Below are 17,636 nucleotides of genomic sequence, written 5' to 3'. Positions count from 1 at the left end.
GGCTCCTGGTCTGTTCTATAAGGATTGTTTGACGCGGTTCCACAAACTGCCAAAGGTGCCTGCCGGTTTGGCGGCATCGGCTGCAACCAGATCGGTTTTCCCCAGCACTTTGCCATTCAGGGACACGGTCATCTCGCCAAGCTTCTGGCCTTTGGCAATACCCTTGCTGCCAATTTTCTGGTAAGTCACCCGGGTTTTCAGATCTTTTTCAGCACCGGTGGGAATCATGACGTCCAGGTTTCGGGCGACGGTGACGGGGAGTTTGTCGGGGTCGAGGCTGGTGTCACTGTAGGTGCCCACCACGCTTCCGGCTTTGGTCACAGCGTGATCGGTGGTAAAGCGGTAACCATAATCCAGCAGGGCTACGACATCGTTGACCCCGCTGGGCCAGTTGGGAGCGCTCATGACTACGGCAATCAGGCGACGGCCATTGCGTACTGCAGTAGTATCCATGCAGTGCCCGGCAGCGTTGGTGTGTCCGGTTTTCAGGCCGTCAATGTCAGGATGTCCGAAAAGGGCCGGATTCCAGCTGCGTTGCTTGATGTTGTTATAGCGATAGTATTTGATTTTGGAAATATCGATGACCTGGGGATATTTGGCAATCAGGTCCCGGGAAATCATCGCAATATCCAGGGCGGAAAGGTGCAGATCAGGGGTCGGGAGTCCATCCACGTCACCGTAATGCGCACCGGGTAAGCCCAGTTTGGTCGCAGTGGCATTCATTTCATCTACAAAACTGGCGCGACTGCCTGCCACTGCCTGGGCCAGTGCCACCGCCGCGTCGTTGCCGGAGTCAATAATCAGTCCGTGCATCAGTTGATCCACGGTAACGGGGAGGTTGGGCTGAATGAACATGCTCGACCCGCCCGTGTGCCAGGCCACCCGGCTGACATGAATGCGCTGCTGCCAGTGCAGGGTTCCGTTGGCCAGAGCGCCGTAAGTCAGATAAGCCGTCATCAATTTGGTCAGGCTGGCCGGGGGTAACTGCAGGTTGGCATCTTTTTCCGCAATAATCTGGCCTGTTTGGAAATCCATCAGCACATAGCTTTTGGCATCTGGTATGGGTGGTGGGGGGGGCATCAACAGGTTGGTACCCGCAAAGGCGGTGCCACCCGTCATCAGGGTGGCGAAGGCAGCAAGCAAAATGAAACGGGATTTGTGCTGCAGGTACTTTTTGTAGCGCATGCGACTTCCTTATACGTTGGTTAATTTTTAGTGTGCAGGGAGTGTGATCACCACGTAGAGGCTTTGATGACCCTGGCGAACCAGCAATGGAATCGGCGTGTGGGCCGGCAATTTCCGGACAATTTGCTGCAGCTGTTCCGGGCTGTTCACTTCCTGCTGGTCAATTTGCTGAATGACCATCCCATCGGTCAATCCCATTTGGGCGGCGGGGCCGGGATAAATGCTTTCAATTTCAACTCCGTGATGAATGCCCAGACGCTTTTGTGCGGCCTGACCGAGGGTGGTGACGCGCAGCCCGAGACGGCGGATATCTGCCGTTTTTTCGGCTTCCACATGACGCATTTTGGCGGGCATGGTGCCAATGGTAACCTGCAGGGTTTCCGGTTTACCGTCATGCAAAATGCCCATGGGTACCGTGGTTCCCGGAGGGGTGTCACCGACGAGGGGAGGCAGTTGTCCGACGCTGTAAACGGCCTCGTGGTTGTAGGTCACAATGACGTCACCCGGCTTCAGTCCTGCCCTGGCGGCTGCTTCATGGGGGCTGACCGAGGCAACCAGTGCCCCGACCGGTTCTTTCAGATGGAGGGCCTTGGCCATTTGCGGATTCACTTCCTGAACGTCCACTCCAAGCCAGCCAAAGCGAAGCTTTTTGTGTTCTTCGAAGGCATGTACTGCGCGCATCGCCGTATTGATGGGAATGCTGAAGGATAGGCCCATGTAGCCACCATCGTTGGTATATATCTGATCATTAATACCGACGACCTGACCTTCCATGTTGAAAATAGGCCCACCCGAGTTGCCGGGATTGATGGGAACATCACTCTGAATGAAAGGAATGTATTCATCATCATGGGGCAGCGGGCGATTCAGGGCGCTGACTACACCCTGGGTGACCGTATTGTAAAAACCAAAAGGCATGCCAATCGCCAGCAACCACTGGCCTACTTTAAGGTTACGGGAATTGCCCAGTTCTACCGTGGGCAGGTTGTGGGCATTGATTTTCAGCAGCGCCGTATCATAGCGAACCGATAAACCCACCACCTTGGCCGGGTAAGCGTGATGGTTGGTCAATGTCACAATAATATGATGCATTCCCCGCACCACATGTCCTGCCGTCACAATATAACCATTGTGGGAAATAATAAATCCTGAGCCCAGGGCCTCCATTTTTTCTTTCTGGGGCGGGTTGGCTCCAGAAAACCCCTGGAAAAACTGGTAGAAAGGCGAGTTTCTGGGGAACGGATCGGTAGTGTTTCCCGCCCCTCCCCGAACGATTTTGGTGTCGGAGTCATCAATTTTAACGATCGCGTTCCCATATTTATTGACAATGGGTGTGAAATCGGGAAGGTCCACCAGTTTTTGCGGCATGGTGTCTGTTGTTGCCGGGGCAGGTTTGGACGTTGTGGCGGGTGAGCTCGTCTGACTGTCTGCAGCAAAAGCCCAGCCTGCCGCACCGAGTCCAAAACCCGCCGTTGCGGCTATTACGGCGACAAGTATCCGCCGTGGCTGAAAACTGAATGAACGTAAAGGCATAAACGTAGGCTCCTAATTTTTTTCAGGATGATTTTTGTCCCAATGACGCAATATCTTCTCCACCAGAATGCTGGCTGGATAAGTGAAGAGGGCGATGCCTGCCAAAATAAGCAGTATTTCCAGGACGTCAGTCATCAGCATGGAACAGAGCTGAGTTCCAACGAATAACTACAGGAATGATTACGGGTCATTAGCGGCATCTTCAAGTCATGGTCATGGTGCTATACACGCGTCTTAAGACGCCTACTTTTCGTGGGAAGTTCCCGGCAGCTCAACGGTAATGTGTGAGGCTTGGGGAACTTTCCCCGCCATCATGACCTCTCAGCATAGCCATAAACTTTGTTAGCAGAGGCCGTTACGCGATTGTTGTTCCCTCATTTCATGGGTGTTGCAGGCAGGTTTTTATGAGTCCGAACGCCGTAAGAACCGGTCGCTTCCGGGGTCGTTTGGCTTTGGCTATTACCTTGCTGCTGCTGGCGTTTGTGTATCTGGTCTGGCGTCTGGTCGATCTGGAGGTGCTGCATTATCAACGCTTCCGGCAAATGGCTCAGGCCAATCATACGGCCATTGTTCCGGTCGCTCCGGCGCGAGGACTGATTCTTGCCAGTCATGGCCAGATTCTCGCCGCCAACCATCCGCGTTATGTGCTGGAAATCATTCCGGACGAAACAGAGCACCTGCATGCGACCCTGAAGCACATTGATCAACTGTTTCCTGTTCCGAAACGAAATATTGCGCATTTACTGCGGACCCTGGATGACAAACCACCCTATATCCCCAGAATTCTTCTGCACCGCATGAATGCCCAACAAATAGCTGCATTTTCGGTGCGTGATATGCAGTTTCCAGGGGTGCAAGTGGCCGCACAGTGGCATCGCTATTATCCCTACAAAACCCTGTTTACCTCGGTAGTCGGTTATGTCGGACCGGTCAGTGCCCGAAATCTGAAAGGTTTTGATCAGCAAAAATACATTTATCGCCGGTTCATTGGCGAAAACGGTCTGGAATATGCGTTTGAACGTCAACTGCGTGGAAAATTCGGATATCAGATCAAGGATGTAAATGCCTTGGGCGTGCCTGTGGCCAATTTGCGGGATATTGCCCCAACGCCTGGAGATAACCTCCAGACCAGTTTGCGCCTGCGGGTGCAGCGCGCCGTCGCAACCGTTATGCGCCGCAATCATTTTCGTGGTGCGCTGGTGGCAGTTAATCCCAATAATGGCGCAGTGATCGCCAGTTACAGTAATCCCAGCTTCAATGCCAACTGGTTTGTAAATGGCATCAGTGAAGTCCACTGGCAGAGCCTGCTGCATGACAAGGGACGCCCCCTGCTGAATCGGGTGGCGCAAGGGCTTTATCCACCCGGCTCCTGCATCAAGCCCTTTTATTCCATTGAGGCGCTTCAGGATCATGTTATTTCGCCCAATTTTCACACCTACTGCCCCGGTTATATCCGTCTGGGTGGTCATGTTTACTGGGACTGGTATCGCTCGGGCTTCGGTGAAACCGGTTTGACCAAGGCGCTGGCCTGGTCGGTAGACGTGTTTTTTTACAAGCTGGCTATCAAAATGGGTATTCAACGTCAGGATGCGGCTCTCTGGCGTTTTGGCTTTGGCCACCCGGCGCCCATTGATACTCCCGGTAGCGCCAACGGTTTCGTGCCGACGCCGCGCTGGAAAGAAGCGCATTTTCATCAGCCCTGGTACACCGGCGATTCGGTGATTCTGGGTATTGGACAAGGCTACTTGCTGGTGACGCCACTGCAATTGGTGCGTGCCGTGTCAGCCATAGCCAACGGCGGATATTTACCCTCCTTGCATGTGGTAAGCGCACTTATTAATCCGGAAACCGGGGTGCGGCAGCCTTTAGCAATTCCGCCTGCCAAGAATCTGCATATTCCTGCCTTTGCTCTACAGGCCGTGCGCAAGGGGATGGCAGCCTGTGTGACGCAGGGTACTTGTAAAAGCATGGCAACGCCGGGTTTGTCCATGGCCGGTAAAACCGGAACAGCCGAAGTGCCCATCGGTTATCAGGATGGTCGCACAATTTATAATGATGACTCTCTTTTCATCGGTTGGGCGCCACTCCATCATCCGCAAATTGCGGTGGCGGCAATAGTAGAGGATGGCGGGAACAATGCCTGGCAAGCGCTTCCGGTGGCCAAGGCGGCTATTTTGAGTGACTTGCGTCCCAAAATGAAATTACGGGATTTCACCAATATTGTCGTGAACCCCGCCCAGGCCTTTGGTTGATCTCTTTGAACTGTTCCCGATGATTACGGTCTACTGATATACTTGAATATCAGCTTACAGAAGAAGGAATCACTATCATGTTTTATGCTACTTTTATTGTTCTGGGCGCTTTGTGGGTTGTTGCCATGTATGCGGGTATGCGGACTACTTTTGGTCCGGCTGATCCAGATGACAACGAGCACAGTGCCTGATCAAGCATTATTTGCGGCTTTGCGTCACCCTGTGTGCAAAGCCGGTTCAACGCCTCATCTATTCGTTCGTTTATTAAAGACCTGTCGGGCTTTTTATTGCGTTGATTATGTCTGTAGGGTTAGTGTTGCTGCAACGCCATTAACTGAATAAGTAAGAATAGAGCCTGAGGAACTGCCATGATTCGAATTCCTGATGTAATGCGCCTGTCTTTGCGCCAGAGGTTATTTCGATTTGCGGCCAAGGCGCGTGCGGTTTTATATCTGGATCACTGGTTTCCCCATATTCCCATGGCATTGGCCGTAGGTTTGCTGGGTGCTCTCGCTATTCTCAATGCACTGCCGAATCTGCTGCGCATTTTTCCAGAACTTTCAGATTTGGCGCCCTCCACCAGTTTGACCCAGGCCCCTTTGCTTTCAGCACTTGGCACTGTGCCCGAAGCCGTACTGGGCATCGTTCTCTTGTTAATGGCTTTTGGTTTGCTGTTCCGCTCACGTTTTTCCTGGGCTATTACGCTGGTATTGGCAGGTGCAATGTTGGCCATGCTGCTCCACCATTACGGACTGGAGTGGAGCGGATTCACCATTTTCAATGCCGTCATTCTCATTGCTTTGCTGTTGTTCCGCCGACATTTTGCACACTCCAGTGTGGCGGCAGGTACACTTTTCGCAGTTATCTCCATCTTGTTGTTGATGAGCTATGCGGTATTGGGCAGTTATGTGCTGGGTGCCGGTTTTTCACCACCCATTACCAATCTGGTCAGTGCCCTGTATTTTGCCGTGGTCACCATGTCGACGGTGGGTTATGGGGATATTGTTCCCAAAAGTACTGATGCCCGATTTTTCGTGATTTCCATTATTATTCTGGGTATTACGGTTTTTGCCACCTCTATATCTGCAGTGATTGTGCCGTTACTCAATGGTCGGATGCAGCGACTGCTCATGGGTGGTGAGAAACGCCATTATCGTAATCATTATTTGATTATTGGCGACAATATGCTTGCTCAAAATACCTATCGGGCGTTGCGCGCCCGCCATTTACGGACGCTGGTTCTGGTCCCTGCTCCTCCAGAAAACGAATGGATGGCCAATGAAGATTTAATGGTGGGTGATGCGACAGATCTGGAGGTTTTGCGGCGGGCGGGTGCTGAGTGTGCCCTGGGTATTCTGGCCCTGCGGGTGATTGATAGTGAAAATGCTTTTATCATCCTGGCCGCCAAGGATTTGAATGTTTCCGGAAAAACCGTTGCAGCTGTTCAGGATGCCAAAAATCTTGAACGCTTACGCCAGATTGGTGCAGATCTGATTATTTCGCCCGATGTGCTGGGCGGAGAACTGCTGGCCATGACCTTAAGTGGCGAGGAAATGCAGGGAGATACCATTATCAACAAATTGTTTGCCGCGAAAACGGAAGGAGCAGAAGCATGAGCGCATTTCTGGGTATCGGCATTGTGCTGTTGGCGCTGATTGGTCTGGGTATCGCCGCCTTGTTTATTCATGTTGTGGTCTGGTTACTGGCGGCGGTTTTCGGCTTGCTGATTTACTTTGTACCGAGCGTGATTGCCGCTGCCCGTCATCATGAGCATTTTCTTTGGGTGTTGGTCCTCAATATCGTCCTGGGCTGGTCCGGCATTGCCTGGGTGGTGCTGATCATTTGGGCTATTCTGGGAGAGCGCCGCTTGCCACCTCTGAACCGGGTGCGGGCTGACGCCTTTAACCCGCCTGTTCGCTGACCACAAAAGTGCCCAGACGCAAGCGCTCCAGACTGGATGCGTAATCTTCGGGGGCAGCTGTCGGTGCCATGGGTCCGATTTTGATTTTGTAGAGACCGGCGGGGCTGCTGGATGCGGTGCGTACCAGCTTGGCGGTGCTGATGCCGAAGTCCTGAAGTTTGCTGCGTTCACGAAGTGCCCTTTGCATACCCATCGCCTGGGCCGTTTCCAGATATACCTGCTCGACTTGAGGACTTCTGTGCCAGCTGCGCAGAACATGGGCTGTCGGCGGAGCAGGGGGCTGTGGCGCAGACTGCACTGACATTGGCGGTGCCATCAGTGCGGGCACTGTCTGGACCGCCGGGGTGCTGCTGGCGAAAGCCTGGTTGACTACTGCCGTCAGATTTTTCCGGGCATTTGCGGGAGGCGTGTAGGTGGGCAAGGGAATAGCCTGGGGAGCAGCCCGGGGAACAACCAGTTCTGGCGCTACAGATTGTGGTACTGGAGCTTGCGGCACTGGCCTTTGTGCGACCTGGACAATCTGCGGGGTCGGGACATTGGGACTGAGAGCGCTGGGGACTACCTGGATATGTACCCGGGAAGTCCCCTGACTGAGCATTCCCAGAGCATTGGCGGCACCCGCTGACAAGTCCATGATGCGACTGTCTACGAAGGGTCCTCGATCATCTACCAGCACCACGATGCTGCGACCATTTTCAAGATTGGTCACCCGCACGCAGGAAGGCAGGGGTAAGGTGCGACTCGCGGCGGACAGTTGCCGGGCATGGAAGGCCGTGCCCATGGCGGTTGTGTCGCTGGAAGATTGACGATCATACCAGGAGGCGACGCCGTTTTCAGAAAATCCCGAGGCGTTGTGCATCGGGTGATACCACTGTCCGTCAATTTCATAGGGCTGATTATAGGCAGCATTCAGGTCAGGAGACGGAGCATAACAGGACTGCCCGGTTGAATAGGCGGAATTGGTCAAGGCAGATCCATAGCCGTTGCCTGAAGAAGCATGCATCTGGCCGGGCATGCTGGCACAGCCAGCCAGGGCCGCAACAGCCAGGGTAAAAGTCCCCAATCGGAAAAACGGGAATGCCTGCTTCAAGCGCATGGAAATGCATGACCTCTATAGTGTCGTTTCTGCCATTCTAGGGCAGAGTCTTCAGAAAGTTCAAGTTTGGCATTGGGTTGCCAAACTTTTCTCATGTTCATATAGAACAATATTTCAAATCCTGCCGTATTCCCGGAACTTTTTATCAGTACCGCCGTCTGATCCATGTTAAAACTCCATCAGAGTTCGCCATGAATACTTTTACCAGCAGACGGTGCCCAGGTCATGACTGAGACTTCCGTCAAAATATTACCTTCGGGGCGGGCGCGCTGGTTGATTGTTATTCTTCTGCTCGGTTTTTCAGCCGTTCTTGCCCGGGATTTGCGTTTGCAGCTATTGGAGCATCAAACCTTAAGATCTCAGGGGCGCATGCGTTATTTGCGGACCTTACCGCTGCCCAGTGAGCGTGGCGTAATTACGGCCCGAAATGGCGAACCTTTAGCGGTCAATGTCAAAGCCGTCACTATCTGGGCCGACCCGGCCATTCTGGATAAACATCAAAATCATTGGGGCGCCATTGCTCAGGTTTTACATCTGAGTCCTGCCAGTTTTGCCGAAAGGGTTGCCGGAGGTGGGGCAGATTATGCCTATATTCTCCGGCAGGTTCCCCCCGCATTGGGAAAAAAGCTGGATGCACTGCAGGTTCCGGGTATTTATGTGCAAAACACCAGCCGCAGTTATTATCCGCTGGGTGCCGTCACTGCCCCCCTGTTAGGTATGGTCAACCTCCAGCATCAGGGAGGGACCGGACTGGAGCTGGGCTACAATCAGTGGTTGGCGGCGTATCCCGGCAAGGAACGGGTTTTGGAAGATGGTCATGGACAAATTGTGCATGTAGATAAAATTTTGCGTCTTCCCCGCGCCGGACATGCCTTGCAGCTCACCATCAATCCACAAATCCAGTATTGGGCCTATATGACCTTGCTGGCTGCCCAGCGTCATTTCGGGGCAAGTAACGGTTCGGCGGTGGTCATGGATGTGCGTACCGGACAGGTGCTCGCGATGGCCAGTGTTCCCAGTTGCAATCCCAATAATATCGGGAGTTGCAGCAATCCCATGGATTATGTGGATAACGCCGTCCATCAGGCTTTTGAGCCGGGATCGGTCATTAAACCTTTTGCCATTGCCGCCGCACTGGCTACGCATAGTGTGCGCCCAACGGCCCGTTTCAACGTGTCTCATCCCCTCTGGGTGGGGGGGTATCCGATTACCGATGACGTTACCCATCACATTTTGAATATTGAGCACATTCTCAAGTATTCCAGTTGTATTGGCACCGCCAAAATAGCTCTGAAGACGCCGCGTCGAGATATATATGCCATGTATCGGGCGGTGGGTTTTGGTGATGTTCCCCAGGTCGCTTTGCCAGGGACGACTTCGGGCGTTTTGCCCGCCTGGGAAGGTTGGGGAAAAGCACGCCACGCGACAATCTCTATTGGTTATGGAATATCTGTGACTACCCTGCAATTGGCAGATGCTTATGCGGCCATCGCCAATGGGGGCTTTCATATTCGTCCCGTGCTGGTAAAAGGGGAGCCCTTAGTCAAACGGCGGGTCATGCCTTTTTGGGTGGCCAACGATTTGCGACGCTGGTTGCGCAGTGTGGCAGAGCCCAATGGCACCGGTATTCTTGCGGCAATTCCCGGTTATGCAGTAGCAGGTAAAACCGGTACGGCAGATTTAGCCAACGGCAAGGATGGTTTTTTTCATCATCGCACCAATGCGACTTTTGTGGGCTTTGCTCCGGGACGTGATCCGCAACTGGTGATGGCGGTCACCCTGCGCGACAGCGATAAATTCTGGAATTTCGGGGGGGTCGAGGCGGCCCCAGTATTCCGGGTAACCATGGAGCATGCCTTGGAGCAACTGAATATTGGCCCGGAATGGTGTGGCAAATCGGTGTGTCGTCTGCGGGCGCCAAATATTACCACCGCACAGGCGGAAATCTGGTCGGAGGGCGGCGGAAACTAAGTGCCCTGCTGTTTGGCCAGCTTATGTAATTCTTCCACCCAGTTCTGCAATTTACGTAAATCGTTTCTGACCAGAATTCCCATGATCAGGCAGGAAAAAATCAGGACCCCCAACGCCGTCCACCACAAAAATGTAGGCATCCCAAAAATCAGGTTGACCAGAAACACTCCGGCAACTGGACCAAAAAGAAATACCGAAAGTAGCCATTCGCGCTGCAACACTTCACGAATGGCCGATTTCCGCAGAATTTGCGGATGCAAGGCAATATTGGCATCAGCCAGACGCACTGCCACGATATGCCCCTGCCGGACCAGCAAATCGGCATCAGATCCGCTTGGTAATGGCTCCATGCTTTGGCAAATGAGTGGGGTAACCGGAACGCCTTCCTCCTGCGGATGAAACTGATAGCTGCGAATGCTGCCCTCGCCCGAACTGAGAATGATGCCCGGCAGGGCGAGAGGGTGCTTGTCGAGGGTTTTCCCACCCTCAAGGTGCCCGCCGATATGTTCGATGGCGGGCATTGCGGACGGGGTATTCATCGCTGCTAAAGGCATAGACCTAGCGTGGTGTGCAGGTGTAACCCGCTGGACAGGCCGGAGGCTGTTGATACTGGGGTGCCGTTGGATTGCACACATAACCGGCCGGACAGGGGACACTGCCCTGGGGCGCTGCGTAATAGCCGGGTTGCGGGGCAGGTGCTTGCTGTTGCTGATTGGAAAGACCATATCCGGCCAATCCACCCAGGCCTGCGCCAATGGCAGCACCCGCGAGCGGTGAACCGGTCTGGTTGCCAATGACTGCGCCAGCTACGGCGCCGAGCAGGGAGCCACCAGCTGTATTGGCCGTGGTGCCATTGCTGGCATAAGGATTGTTCGCACAACCCGCAAGGATCAGGGGGAAAGTAGCCGCTATCAACCATTTAGCAGTTTTCATGAGTGTTCAGCTCCTCTAAGCGTTTAATCATAATAGGCCGAGTTCACAGTATGGGACAAAGTTACATGGTTGTGCCACTGTAGCCAAGTACCTACAGCAGGAGTCTGATGAAAAGCGGGGCATCGTAGATGGAGCATTGTTCCCCGGAATTTTCGGGTATATTGTACATCAAACAATCATTCTGATTAATGTCCGCTGTTTTTGGAGGGAATTTATGTCTTTTTCGTCACGCCTTGCGACTGTGTCTGTGGTTTTGGCTCTGGGGCTGAGCGGTTGTACGGCCAGTTGGGCGCCACAAGTCAATCCGGTGCCTTATTATACTTACTATCCGGCTTCGCTGACGGTGGTCACGGCGGCTGCAGAAAAGGCTTTGCCCCAGGCAGGCATGCAATTTACCGGAGCTAAACAAATCAGCCCGACCACCGTGGAAGTCCACGGCTATGATTCTGAGGGTAATGCTGTCCTTATTAATCTCACATCCAAGGGCGCTGCAGTTACCAAATTTTCAGCACGCATTGGCCTCTATGGACATCTTCAGGAAGTTCAGCAAATAGAACACTGGATGGGGCGCTACGTAGGACAAGCTATTAGCAGTAAATAGTATCCATTTGTTTTTATTTCAGAAATAAAAAACGGCGGTTTCCCGCCGTATAGTGCTTGTTCCTAAGGTTTTACCAGATAGCTTCAGTCACCCGTCACCGGACGCCGTTCACCATCACCATAGAAGGCATAAGCTTCTTCACCATGAATGGCATCATCACCAATCATCAGTTCTTCTTCAGACATGCGCAGCGGTACGATCAGGCTGATCAGTTTCAGAAGAATATAGGTGACGACGATATTCAGGGCGATGATAAATGCCGCACCAATAATCTGCAGCCAGACCTGATGCCAGTTACCGTCAATGGCACCTCCTGGGTTGCTGAGCCCGTATGCTTTACAGCCTTCCTTGGTGGCGAGCAGGCCCACCATAATGCCGCCCAGTACCCCGGCTACAGCGTGGGTGTGGAATACGCCGAGGGTGTCATCCACCTTACGGAACAGTGCGGTTTTGCCAACGATATTCATACTGATCCAGGGGATAATGCCGGAAGCGATGCCAATGGCAATAGCACCATATCCGTCTACCACACCAGCGGCCGGGGTAATTGCGACCAGTCCGGTAATCATCCCTTGAACGGCGCCAATTACCGCTGGTTTTTTGAAGTAAAAAATGTCCATGACCGTCCATGTCAACACACTCATGGCAGTGGCTACGTTGGTATTGAGAACGGCGGCACCGGCATCGCGGCTGGCAGCATAAGGATCACCGCCGTTAAAGCCGTTCCAGCCGAGCCAGAGAATGCCGGCACCTACCAGCATCAACAGCACGTTGTTGGGCTGGAAGTTTTCACGATCCCTGGCGAGACGGGGACCAATGACTGCCGCACCGACAAATCCGGCAATACCTGCAGACAAATGGATGACGTATCCACCGGAATAGTCGATAACACCCATCGTTGAGAGGAAGCCGCCACCCCAAAGGCTGAAGGCGCCAACCGTGTAGGAGAAAGTCAGCCACAGGGGCACAAAAATCATCCAGGCCTTGAAACTCATGCGGCCCAAAAAGGCCCCCGCCATGATGACCAAGGTAATTGCAGCGAAGACAAACTGAAAATACACCATCGTCGCCATCGGCATGGCCGCAGTAGAGCCGCTGGTCGGGAAGACCGTTTGCATGAGTTCATCATTCATACTGGCTATGGGCCCCGGAATACCGACAAACGAGAACCATTGGTGGCCGAAGGCCATGTTGTAGCCCCAGAGGAGCCAGGCGATCATAACCGCAGCAAAAGCATAAAAGGCCATAAAAGCAGAGTTGACAGCCCATTTCTTTTTGACAATGCCCGCGTAAAGTACCACGAGCCCCGGAACACTTTGCATTCCGACGATAGTTGCGGCAGTGAGCTGCCACGCATTATCGCCCGTATTCAGCCAAGCTACTGACATGAGGTAATTCCCCCTTTTAACAATTTAAGAGCGGTTGTAGAACGGTTTAAATTTAAAGTGCGTCGTTACCGGTTTCACCGGTACGGATACGGATGGCATCCAGAACTTCCGAAACAAAGATTTTGCCGTCACCGATTTTTCCGGTTCGGGCGCCTTTTTCGATGGCCTCGATGGCCTGATCGACGGCATCATCACTGATGACGGTTTCGATTTTGACCTTGGGAAGAAAATCCACGACATATTCAGCACCACGGTAGAGTTCAGTGTGACCTTTCTGGCGACCGAAGCCTTTGACTTCGGTGACGGTCAGGCCCTGAATCCCCACCGCCGATAAGGCCTCGCGGACATCATCGAGTTTGAAGGGTTTAACAATGGCAGTAATCAATTTCATGACGTTACCTCTTACACAGGGTTGGAACATCCCGGGGGTAATACCCCCCAGGGGTTAGAACATAAAGCCGGTCTCGACCATGCCACGGACCTGGCTTTTGGCCAGCCCGGAGGTGCCCGCGAAACCAGTACCGCTGGCCATGCTGGCCTTGACATAAGAAAGTTCGGCGCGGGCAAAAAAGCCGCCATCCTGATAGGTGGGTGTGGCCGTCAGCGACCAGGCGTGAGATCCTGCCCCAAAGCCTGTCAGATTGGCCGAGCCATCCGTGGCGCTTCCCGAGTTGCTGATGTATTCGACGCGACCAGCCAGGGAAATTTTGTCCGTCAGGCTGTAGTTGGCGAGGATGGCGCCCCCCAGGGTGCTGGTGGTTTTGGTGCCTGTACCCAAGGCCTGGATGGCACTGGCAGGAACGCTGGTGTATTGCATATAGGGGGTAACGACAAGATTACCCCCGCTGTAGGTGTATCCGGCATCGACAATGGCCTCATTATTTTGCAAAGGCGTGGTGGCAATGCTGGAGTAGGCGTAATCCGTATGGCCCAGATTCCCGCCACCCTGGGCGAAGAGCGTGTTCTGCTTGTCCAGCGCCCAGCTGACCATGCCGCTCATCCAGTTGAAACGATTGGAGTAGAATCCGTCATTCCAGGAGACGGCAGCGGTAATGGGTCCCGCACTATAGTTGAGTTGAATCCCCTTGTTGACAGCATTTTCCTGGCCCCAGAGCAGGCCCCGCGCAATATTCCAGTTCTGATAGCTGAAGGTATATTCCGCACCAATCAAGGTAAAAAGTTTGCCGATTTGGACGTTAAAATGATCATTCGGGGCAATTTCAATATAACCCGTGGGCAGGGCGCCAAACGTGTCCTGGGTAAACGTCCCGGTAGAAGCGTAATTGGCACCAAGGGTCATGACGTTATAGGCGCCAGCCTGGACGGCAAATTGCACAAGGCCGGAATTGTTGGAGATCATGACCATGCCGTTGCTGATATCGGCAGAGGCGGATTTGCTACCCGGAAAGCTGGAGCTGGGGAACTTGTTGTCCTGCCATACCCCATAGCCACTGGCTACGCCTTGAACATTCAGAGTACCCAAAGGACCGGCATTGAAGGTCAGCGGGCTGGGCAGAGCCAGGGGGGCTGCCTCGGCGTTGTCCATGGCGAGGGGCGAAACAGCCAGCATCGCCAGAAAAATGGGGTGATATCGACTGCTTAATGTTTTTTTGCTGTTTTTCATTGAAGTAACGCTCCCTGTCAGTGTAGTTGCAGAAAGCGTTTAGCAAATTCAATGCCATGAAAAAAACAATTAAAAAACAGAGAGATTATTAAATTTAACGAGGGGGTAAACTGTCATGCGCACCAAGATAGTGCGAATCGCATCAAAATGGTGCGCTACGGTTCGTCATCCGGCCGGGGTTGTGGCGCCGTCAAGGTCTGATCTTCCATATCCAGATGGACGTCATAACCCCAAAGCTCCTGTATATATCCCAGAGTCTTTTGGGCTTCATTAAGGTCCAGGGCTTGCTGGTCCATTTGTTTCAGACGTAACTGCCGATCTCCCCAGCGGTCTACAGAGATGACCTGAATATCCGGAGGGCGGCTACTGTCGGCAATTTGCCGGGCGAGTGCTTCGCGCAGGTGTTGGTAGCCCGCATCATCATGGATGGCGCTGACCCGGTAGGTCGCTTCATCGACCGCATTGTGCAGGGAGAACAGATGTAAATCCCGCATCACCTTGGGAGAAAGGTATTGCAGAACAAAGCTTTCATCACGAAATTCGCGCATGGCAAAGTGAATGTGTTGCAGCCAGTCCGGGTCGCCGGCAAAACTGAACCAGCGCCGGTCTTCCTCGGTAGGCGCCACGCAGATCCGTTTGATGTCCTGAAATATGGCAAAACCCAGCGCATAGGGATTGAGACCACTATAACGGCGGTCATCAAAATCGGGCTGCATGACTACCGCCGTATGGCTGGCGTAAAACTCCAGCAGCGTACCATCCGTCAGTAAGCCTTTGGCATGGAGGCTGTGCATGATGTGATAGTGGACAAAGCAGGCAAAGCCCTCATTCATGATTTTGGTCTGGCCCTGCGGGTAAAGATACTGGGTGATTTTACGGACAATGCGCAAAATTTCCCGTTTCCAGCCTTCCAGATGCGGGGCATTTTTTTCAATGAAATAGAGCAGGTTTTCTTGTGGCTCAGAGGGGAAAATATCCGGGGAATGGGTGCTGGGAGTGTGGGCAGGGGGCAGGGTTCGCCAGATTTCCAGAACCTGCTGTTCCAGATAATGTTCCCGTTCCTGCCAGCGCTGCTCTTCTTCCCGCGCCGAAAGCTGTCGGGGGCGGCGCGCCCGGTCAATGCCGTTGCGACTGATGGCATGGGCAGCGTCGAGGACATCGGTCACCGCATCCATCCCGAAGCGGTCTTCGCATTGGGCAATATAGCGTTGGGCGAAAGCCAGGTAATCGATAATCCCTTCGGCGTCTGTCCATTGCCGGAAAAAGGCATTGTTTTTGAAAAAGGCGTTATGTCCAAAAGCGGCATGGGCAATGACCAGAGTCTGCATGGTCATGGTGTTTTCTTCCATAAGATAACTGATGCAGGGATCACTGTTGATGACCAGCTCATAGGCCAGACCCATTTCACCGCGCCGGTACTGACCCGACTCAATGGCGCGCTGTTTGCCAAAAGACCAATGCGCGTAATAGACCGGCAAGCCGATGGACGCGTAGGCATCGAGCATCTGCTCGGCGCTGATGACTTCCAGCTGATTGGGATAGGTGTCCAGATGGAGTTCTTCTGCGGCTATGACGGCAATGGCTTCTGTGACCGCATCCAGTCGTGGAAAAGTCCAATCGTTATCCGTAAACAGGAACTTAGACATGGCTGGGGATCTCCTCGCTGGAAAACAGGGTGCGGAAGAGCGGGTAAATATCTTCCCGGGCGCTGGCTCTGGCGGTGATCAGCTCAGGATAATCTTCCGCAATGCCATCATAAAGTTGCAAAAGATCACTTTCGTTTTCGCGGTTGACCTCCAGGTAAAAGAGGTTGCGCAGGCGAGGTAAAAGCTGATGCAGGTGTTCAGCCACGACCGTATTATCGGCAAAATAGTTGTCACCATCGGAAACCTGCGCGACGTAGATATTCCAGCGGTCGACCGGAAAGCGTTTGGCCATGATGTCTTCGGTGAGCATGATGGCCGGAGAAACCAGGGTGCCGCCACCCTCCCGTGCACCAAAAAAGGCCTGTTCAGTACATTCTGTTGCCGTACTGTGATGTTTGATGAAAACAATTTGTACGGCCTGATAATGGCGATGCAGAAAAAGGTAGAGCAGCAGGAAAAAACGCTTGGCCAGATCTTTTTCCTTTTCTCCCATACTGCCCGAAACATCCATGACACAAAACATGACCGCATTGGTGATGGGATGGGGTTGCTGATCGATATGGGCAAAGCGCAGGTCGGCTTCATCGATAAAAGGAATCGCCTTGATTTTGCGCGCCAGGATGGAAATCTGCTCGTCCAGAATTTTCAGACGTTCCTGTTCCAGGGAAACATCCTCCTTGCGGGCAATGCGTGTGCTGATTTCCTCCTGCAGCTTGCTGCGGGCTTCTTCAAGCTCCTGAAGCTCGCGGCGTTTGCCAGCCCGCAGAGCCAGACGGCGGGCCCGGGCAGCGCGCATGGTGCGACCGACGTGCATGCGTGAGGGGCTGCCGTCCTTGATAAATCCGGCGCGACGCCATTGTTCCGCCTGGACATCGCCCTGCACGGTTTTGCGTAAATTGGGCAAAGCCAGCCCATCAAAAAGCAAATCCAGAAACTCATCGGCGGACAGGACGATGGCTACTTCGTCATCGCCCAGGCCATCGGGAGAACCTTCACGGCCCTGACCGGCACCACCGCCTTCGGGTTTGTTGATTTCGTCACCACGCTGATATTCCTTGTTACCGGGCAAGACTCTTTCCCAGGAGGAGTCGCTGAAATCCCGGCGGAAACTGGGTTCGTGCAAATCGCGGGTAGGGATGGAAATGGGTTGATCGGCGTTTGCCAGATCTTCAATGGAGCCGGAGCGTGCCATTTTTTCCACGGCGCTCTTCAGGCGGGCGCGCACTCTTCTCTGCAGACGCTCCTGATTGCTGGTGGATCGGGTTCCGGAACTGCGCCGGTCGATAATCGTACTCATGGCTGACTCCTCGGAAAACCAGGTCTTTTCCGGATGATGACGCAAGAGAATGATTGCGGGATGCTCCCGTTAAAGGTTGAGCAGAGCACGCTCGATATTTCCAGTTTACGCGCGTAGATCGTTCTGGAAAACAGGCAGCAGCCTGCAAATCGTGTTCTGATCAGCCCGCCCGGGGACCTGCTCCGGGCC

General features: G+C 53.5%; 17 protein-coding genes. 5 read left to right on the top strand and 12 right to left on the bottom strand.

Annotated features, from left to right (window positions below; translation table 11 throughout):
* Positions 1 to 15 precede the first annotated feature (15 nt).
* The 3 genes from H7F11_RS12140 to H7F11_RS16975 are packed head-to-tail and all read right to left on the bottom strand — an operon-like array spanning position 16 to position 2,859.
* Positions 16 to 1,185 (bottom strand): D-alanyl-D-alanine carboxypeptidase family protein, encoded by a 1,170-nt coding sequence (locus tag H7F11_RS12140; protein WP_193649439.1) that lies wholly within the window; start codon positions 1,183 to 1,185, stop codon positions 16 to 18.
* 27 nt (positions 1,186 to 1,212) lie between these two features.
* On the bottom strand, positions 1,213 to 2,718 hold the full coding sequence (locus tag H7F11_RS12135) for a Do family serine endopeptidase (protein WP_193649440.1): 1,506 nt from the start codon (positions 2,716 to 2,718) through the stop codon (positions 1,213 to 1,215).
* A gap of 12 nt (positions 2,719 to 2,730) precedes the next feature.
* Entirely contained in the window at positions 2,731 to 2,859 is a 129-nt protein-coding gene (locus H7F11_RS16975; RefSeq protein ID WP_254892802.1) for a hypothetical protein, read from the bottom strand.
* Positions 2,860 to 3,122: 263 nt separating this feature from the next.
* Here H7F11_RS16975 and mrdA point away from each other — a divergent pair, with 263 nt between their 5' ends.
* From mrdA to H7F11_RS12120, 3 genes are all read left to right on the top strand, one after another.
* Entirely contained in the window at positions 3,123 to 4,970 is a 1,848-nt protein-coding gene (mrdA, locus tag H7F11_RS12130) for a penicillin-binding protein 2 (RefSeq protein WP_193649441.1), read from the top strand.
* Between the two features lie 368 nt (positions 4,971 to 5,338).
* Positions 5,339 to 6,586, top strand: a complete 1,248-nt coding sequence (gene kch, locus H7F11_RS12125) for a voltage-gated potassium channel protein (protein ID WP_193649442.1) — start codon at positions 5,339 to 5,341, stop codon at positions 6,584 to 6,586.
* Complete coding sequence (locus tag H7F11_RS12120) at positions 6,583 to 6,891, top strand: superinfection immunity protein (protein ID WP_193649443.1); 309 nt, start codon at positions 6,583 to 6,585, stop codon at positions 6,889 to 6,891. Before kch ends, H7F11_RS12120 begins: the two co-directional genes overlap by 4 nt.
* Here the strand turns inward: H7F11_RS12120 and H7F11_RS12115 are convergent.
* Positions 6,872 to 7,987: a septal ring lytic transglycosylase RlpA family protein gene (locus H7F11_RS12115; RefSeq protein ID WP_193649444.1), complete on the bottom strand. Its 1,116-nt coding sequence runs from the start codon at positions 7,985 to 7,987 to the stop codon at positions 6,872 to 6,874. The genes H7F11_RS12120 and H7F11_RS12115 overlap by 20 nt on opposite strands.
* Positions 7,978 to 8,154: a hypothetical protein gene (locus H7F11_RS12110; RefSeq protein WP_193649445.1), complete on the bottom strand. Its 177-nt coding sequence runs from the start codon at positions 8,152 to 8,154 to the stop codon at positions 7,978 to 7,980. Before H7F11_RS12110 ends, H7F11_RS12115 begins: the two co-directional genes overlap by 10 nt.
* Before the next feature lie 58 nt (positions 8,155 to 8,212).
* On the opposite strand from H7F11_RS12110, the gene H7F11_RS12105 reads away from it, so the two are divergent.
* Positions 8,213 to 9,958, top strand: coding sequence for a peptidoglycan D,D-transpeptidase FtsI family protein (locus H7F11_RS12105; RefSeq protein ID WP_193649446.1), 1,746 nt, complete (start codon positions 8,213 to 8,215; stop codon positions 9,956 to 9,958).
* Here H7F11_RS12105 and H7F11_RS12100 read toward each other — a convergent pair.
* Both H7F11_RS12100 and H7F11_RS12095 read right to left on the bottom strand, forming a co-directional pair.
* Positions 9,955 to 10,479 carry a hypothetical protein gene (locus tag H7F11_RS12100; protein WP_193649447.1) on the bottom strand — a complete coding sequence of 175 codons (525 nt, stop codon included), beginning with the start codon at positions 10,477 to 10,479 and terminating at the stop codon, positions 9,955 to 9,957. The genes H7F11_RS12105 and H7F11_RS12100 overlap by 4 nt on opposite strands.
* 37 nt (positions 10,480 to 10,516) lie before the next feature.
* On the bottom strand, positions 10,517 to 10,891 hold the full coding sequence (locus H7F11_RS12095; protein ID WP_193649448.1) for a glycine zipper domain-containing protein: 375 nt from the start codon (positions 10,889 to 10,891) through the stop codon (positions 10,517 to 10,519).
* A 214-nt stretch (positions 10,892 to 11,105) separates the two neighbouring features.
* On the opposite strand from H7F11_RS12095, the gene H7F11_RS12090 reads away from it, so the two are divergent.
* Complete coding sequence (locus tag H7F11_RS12090) at positions 11,106 to 11,492, top strand: hypothetical protein (protein WP_193649449.1); 387 nt, start codon at positions 11,106 to 11,108, stop codon at positions 11,490 to 11,492.
* 83 nt (positions 11,493 to 11,575) lie between these two features.
* Here H7F11_RS12090 and H7F11_RS12085 read toward each other — a convergent pair whose 3' ends face one another.
* The 5 genes from H7F11_RS12085 to H7F11_RS12065 form a co-directional block, all read right to left on the bottom strand.
* The gene (locus tag H7F11_RS12085; RefSeq protein WP_193649450.1) at positions 11,576 to 12,880 is read right to left on the bottom strand and encodes an ammonium transporter; all 1,305 of its coding nucleotides are present in this window, start codon (positions 12,878 to 12,880) and stop codon (positions 11,576 to 11,578) included.
* 52 nt (positions 12,881 to 12,932) lie between these two features.
* Entirely contained in the window at positions 12,933 to 13,271 is a 339-nt protein-coding gene (gene glnK, locus H7F11_RS12080; RefSeq protein WP_010639279.1) for a P-II family nitrogen regulator, read from the bottom strand.
* A 54-nt stretch (positions 13,272 to 13,325) separates the two neighbouring features.
* Positions 13,326 to 14,504 (bottom strand): outer membrane beta-barrel protein, encoded by a 1,179-nt coding sequence (locus H7F11_RS12075; RefSeq protein WP_193649451.1) that lies wholly within the window; start codon positions 14,502 to 14,504, stop codon positions 13,326 to 13,328.
* Between the two features lie 155 nt (positions 14,505 to 14,659).
* Positions 14,660 to 16,150, bottom strand: coding sequence for a SpoVR family protein (locus tag H7F11_RS12070; protein WP_193649452.1), 1,491 nt, complete (start codon positions 16,148 to 16,150; stop codon positions 14,660 to 14,662).
* Entirely contained in the window at positions 16,143 to 17,447 is a 1,305-nt protein-coding gene (locus H7F11_RS12065) for a YeaH/YhbH family protein (RefSeq protein WP_193649453.1), read from the bottom strand. Before H7F11_RS12065 ends, H7F11_RS12070 begins: the two co-directional genes overlap by 8 nt.
* Between the last annotated feature and the right edge of the window lie 189 nt (positions 17,448 to 17,636).

It is taken from the genome of Acidithiobacillus sp. HP-2, assembly GCF_015100155.1.
Taxonomy (GTDB): domain Bacteria; phylum Pseudomonadota; class Gammaproteobacteria; order Acidithiobacillales; family Acidithiobacillaceae; genus Acidithiobacillus.
Note: the sequence above shows the minus strand (reverse complement) of the source record. Positions and strands in the feature narration are given on the sequence as shown.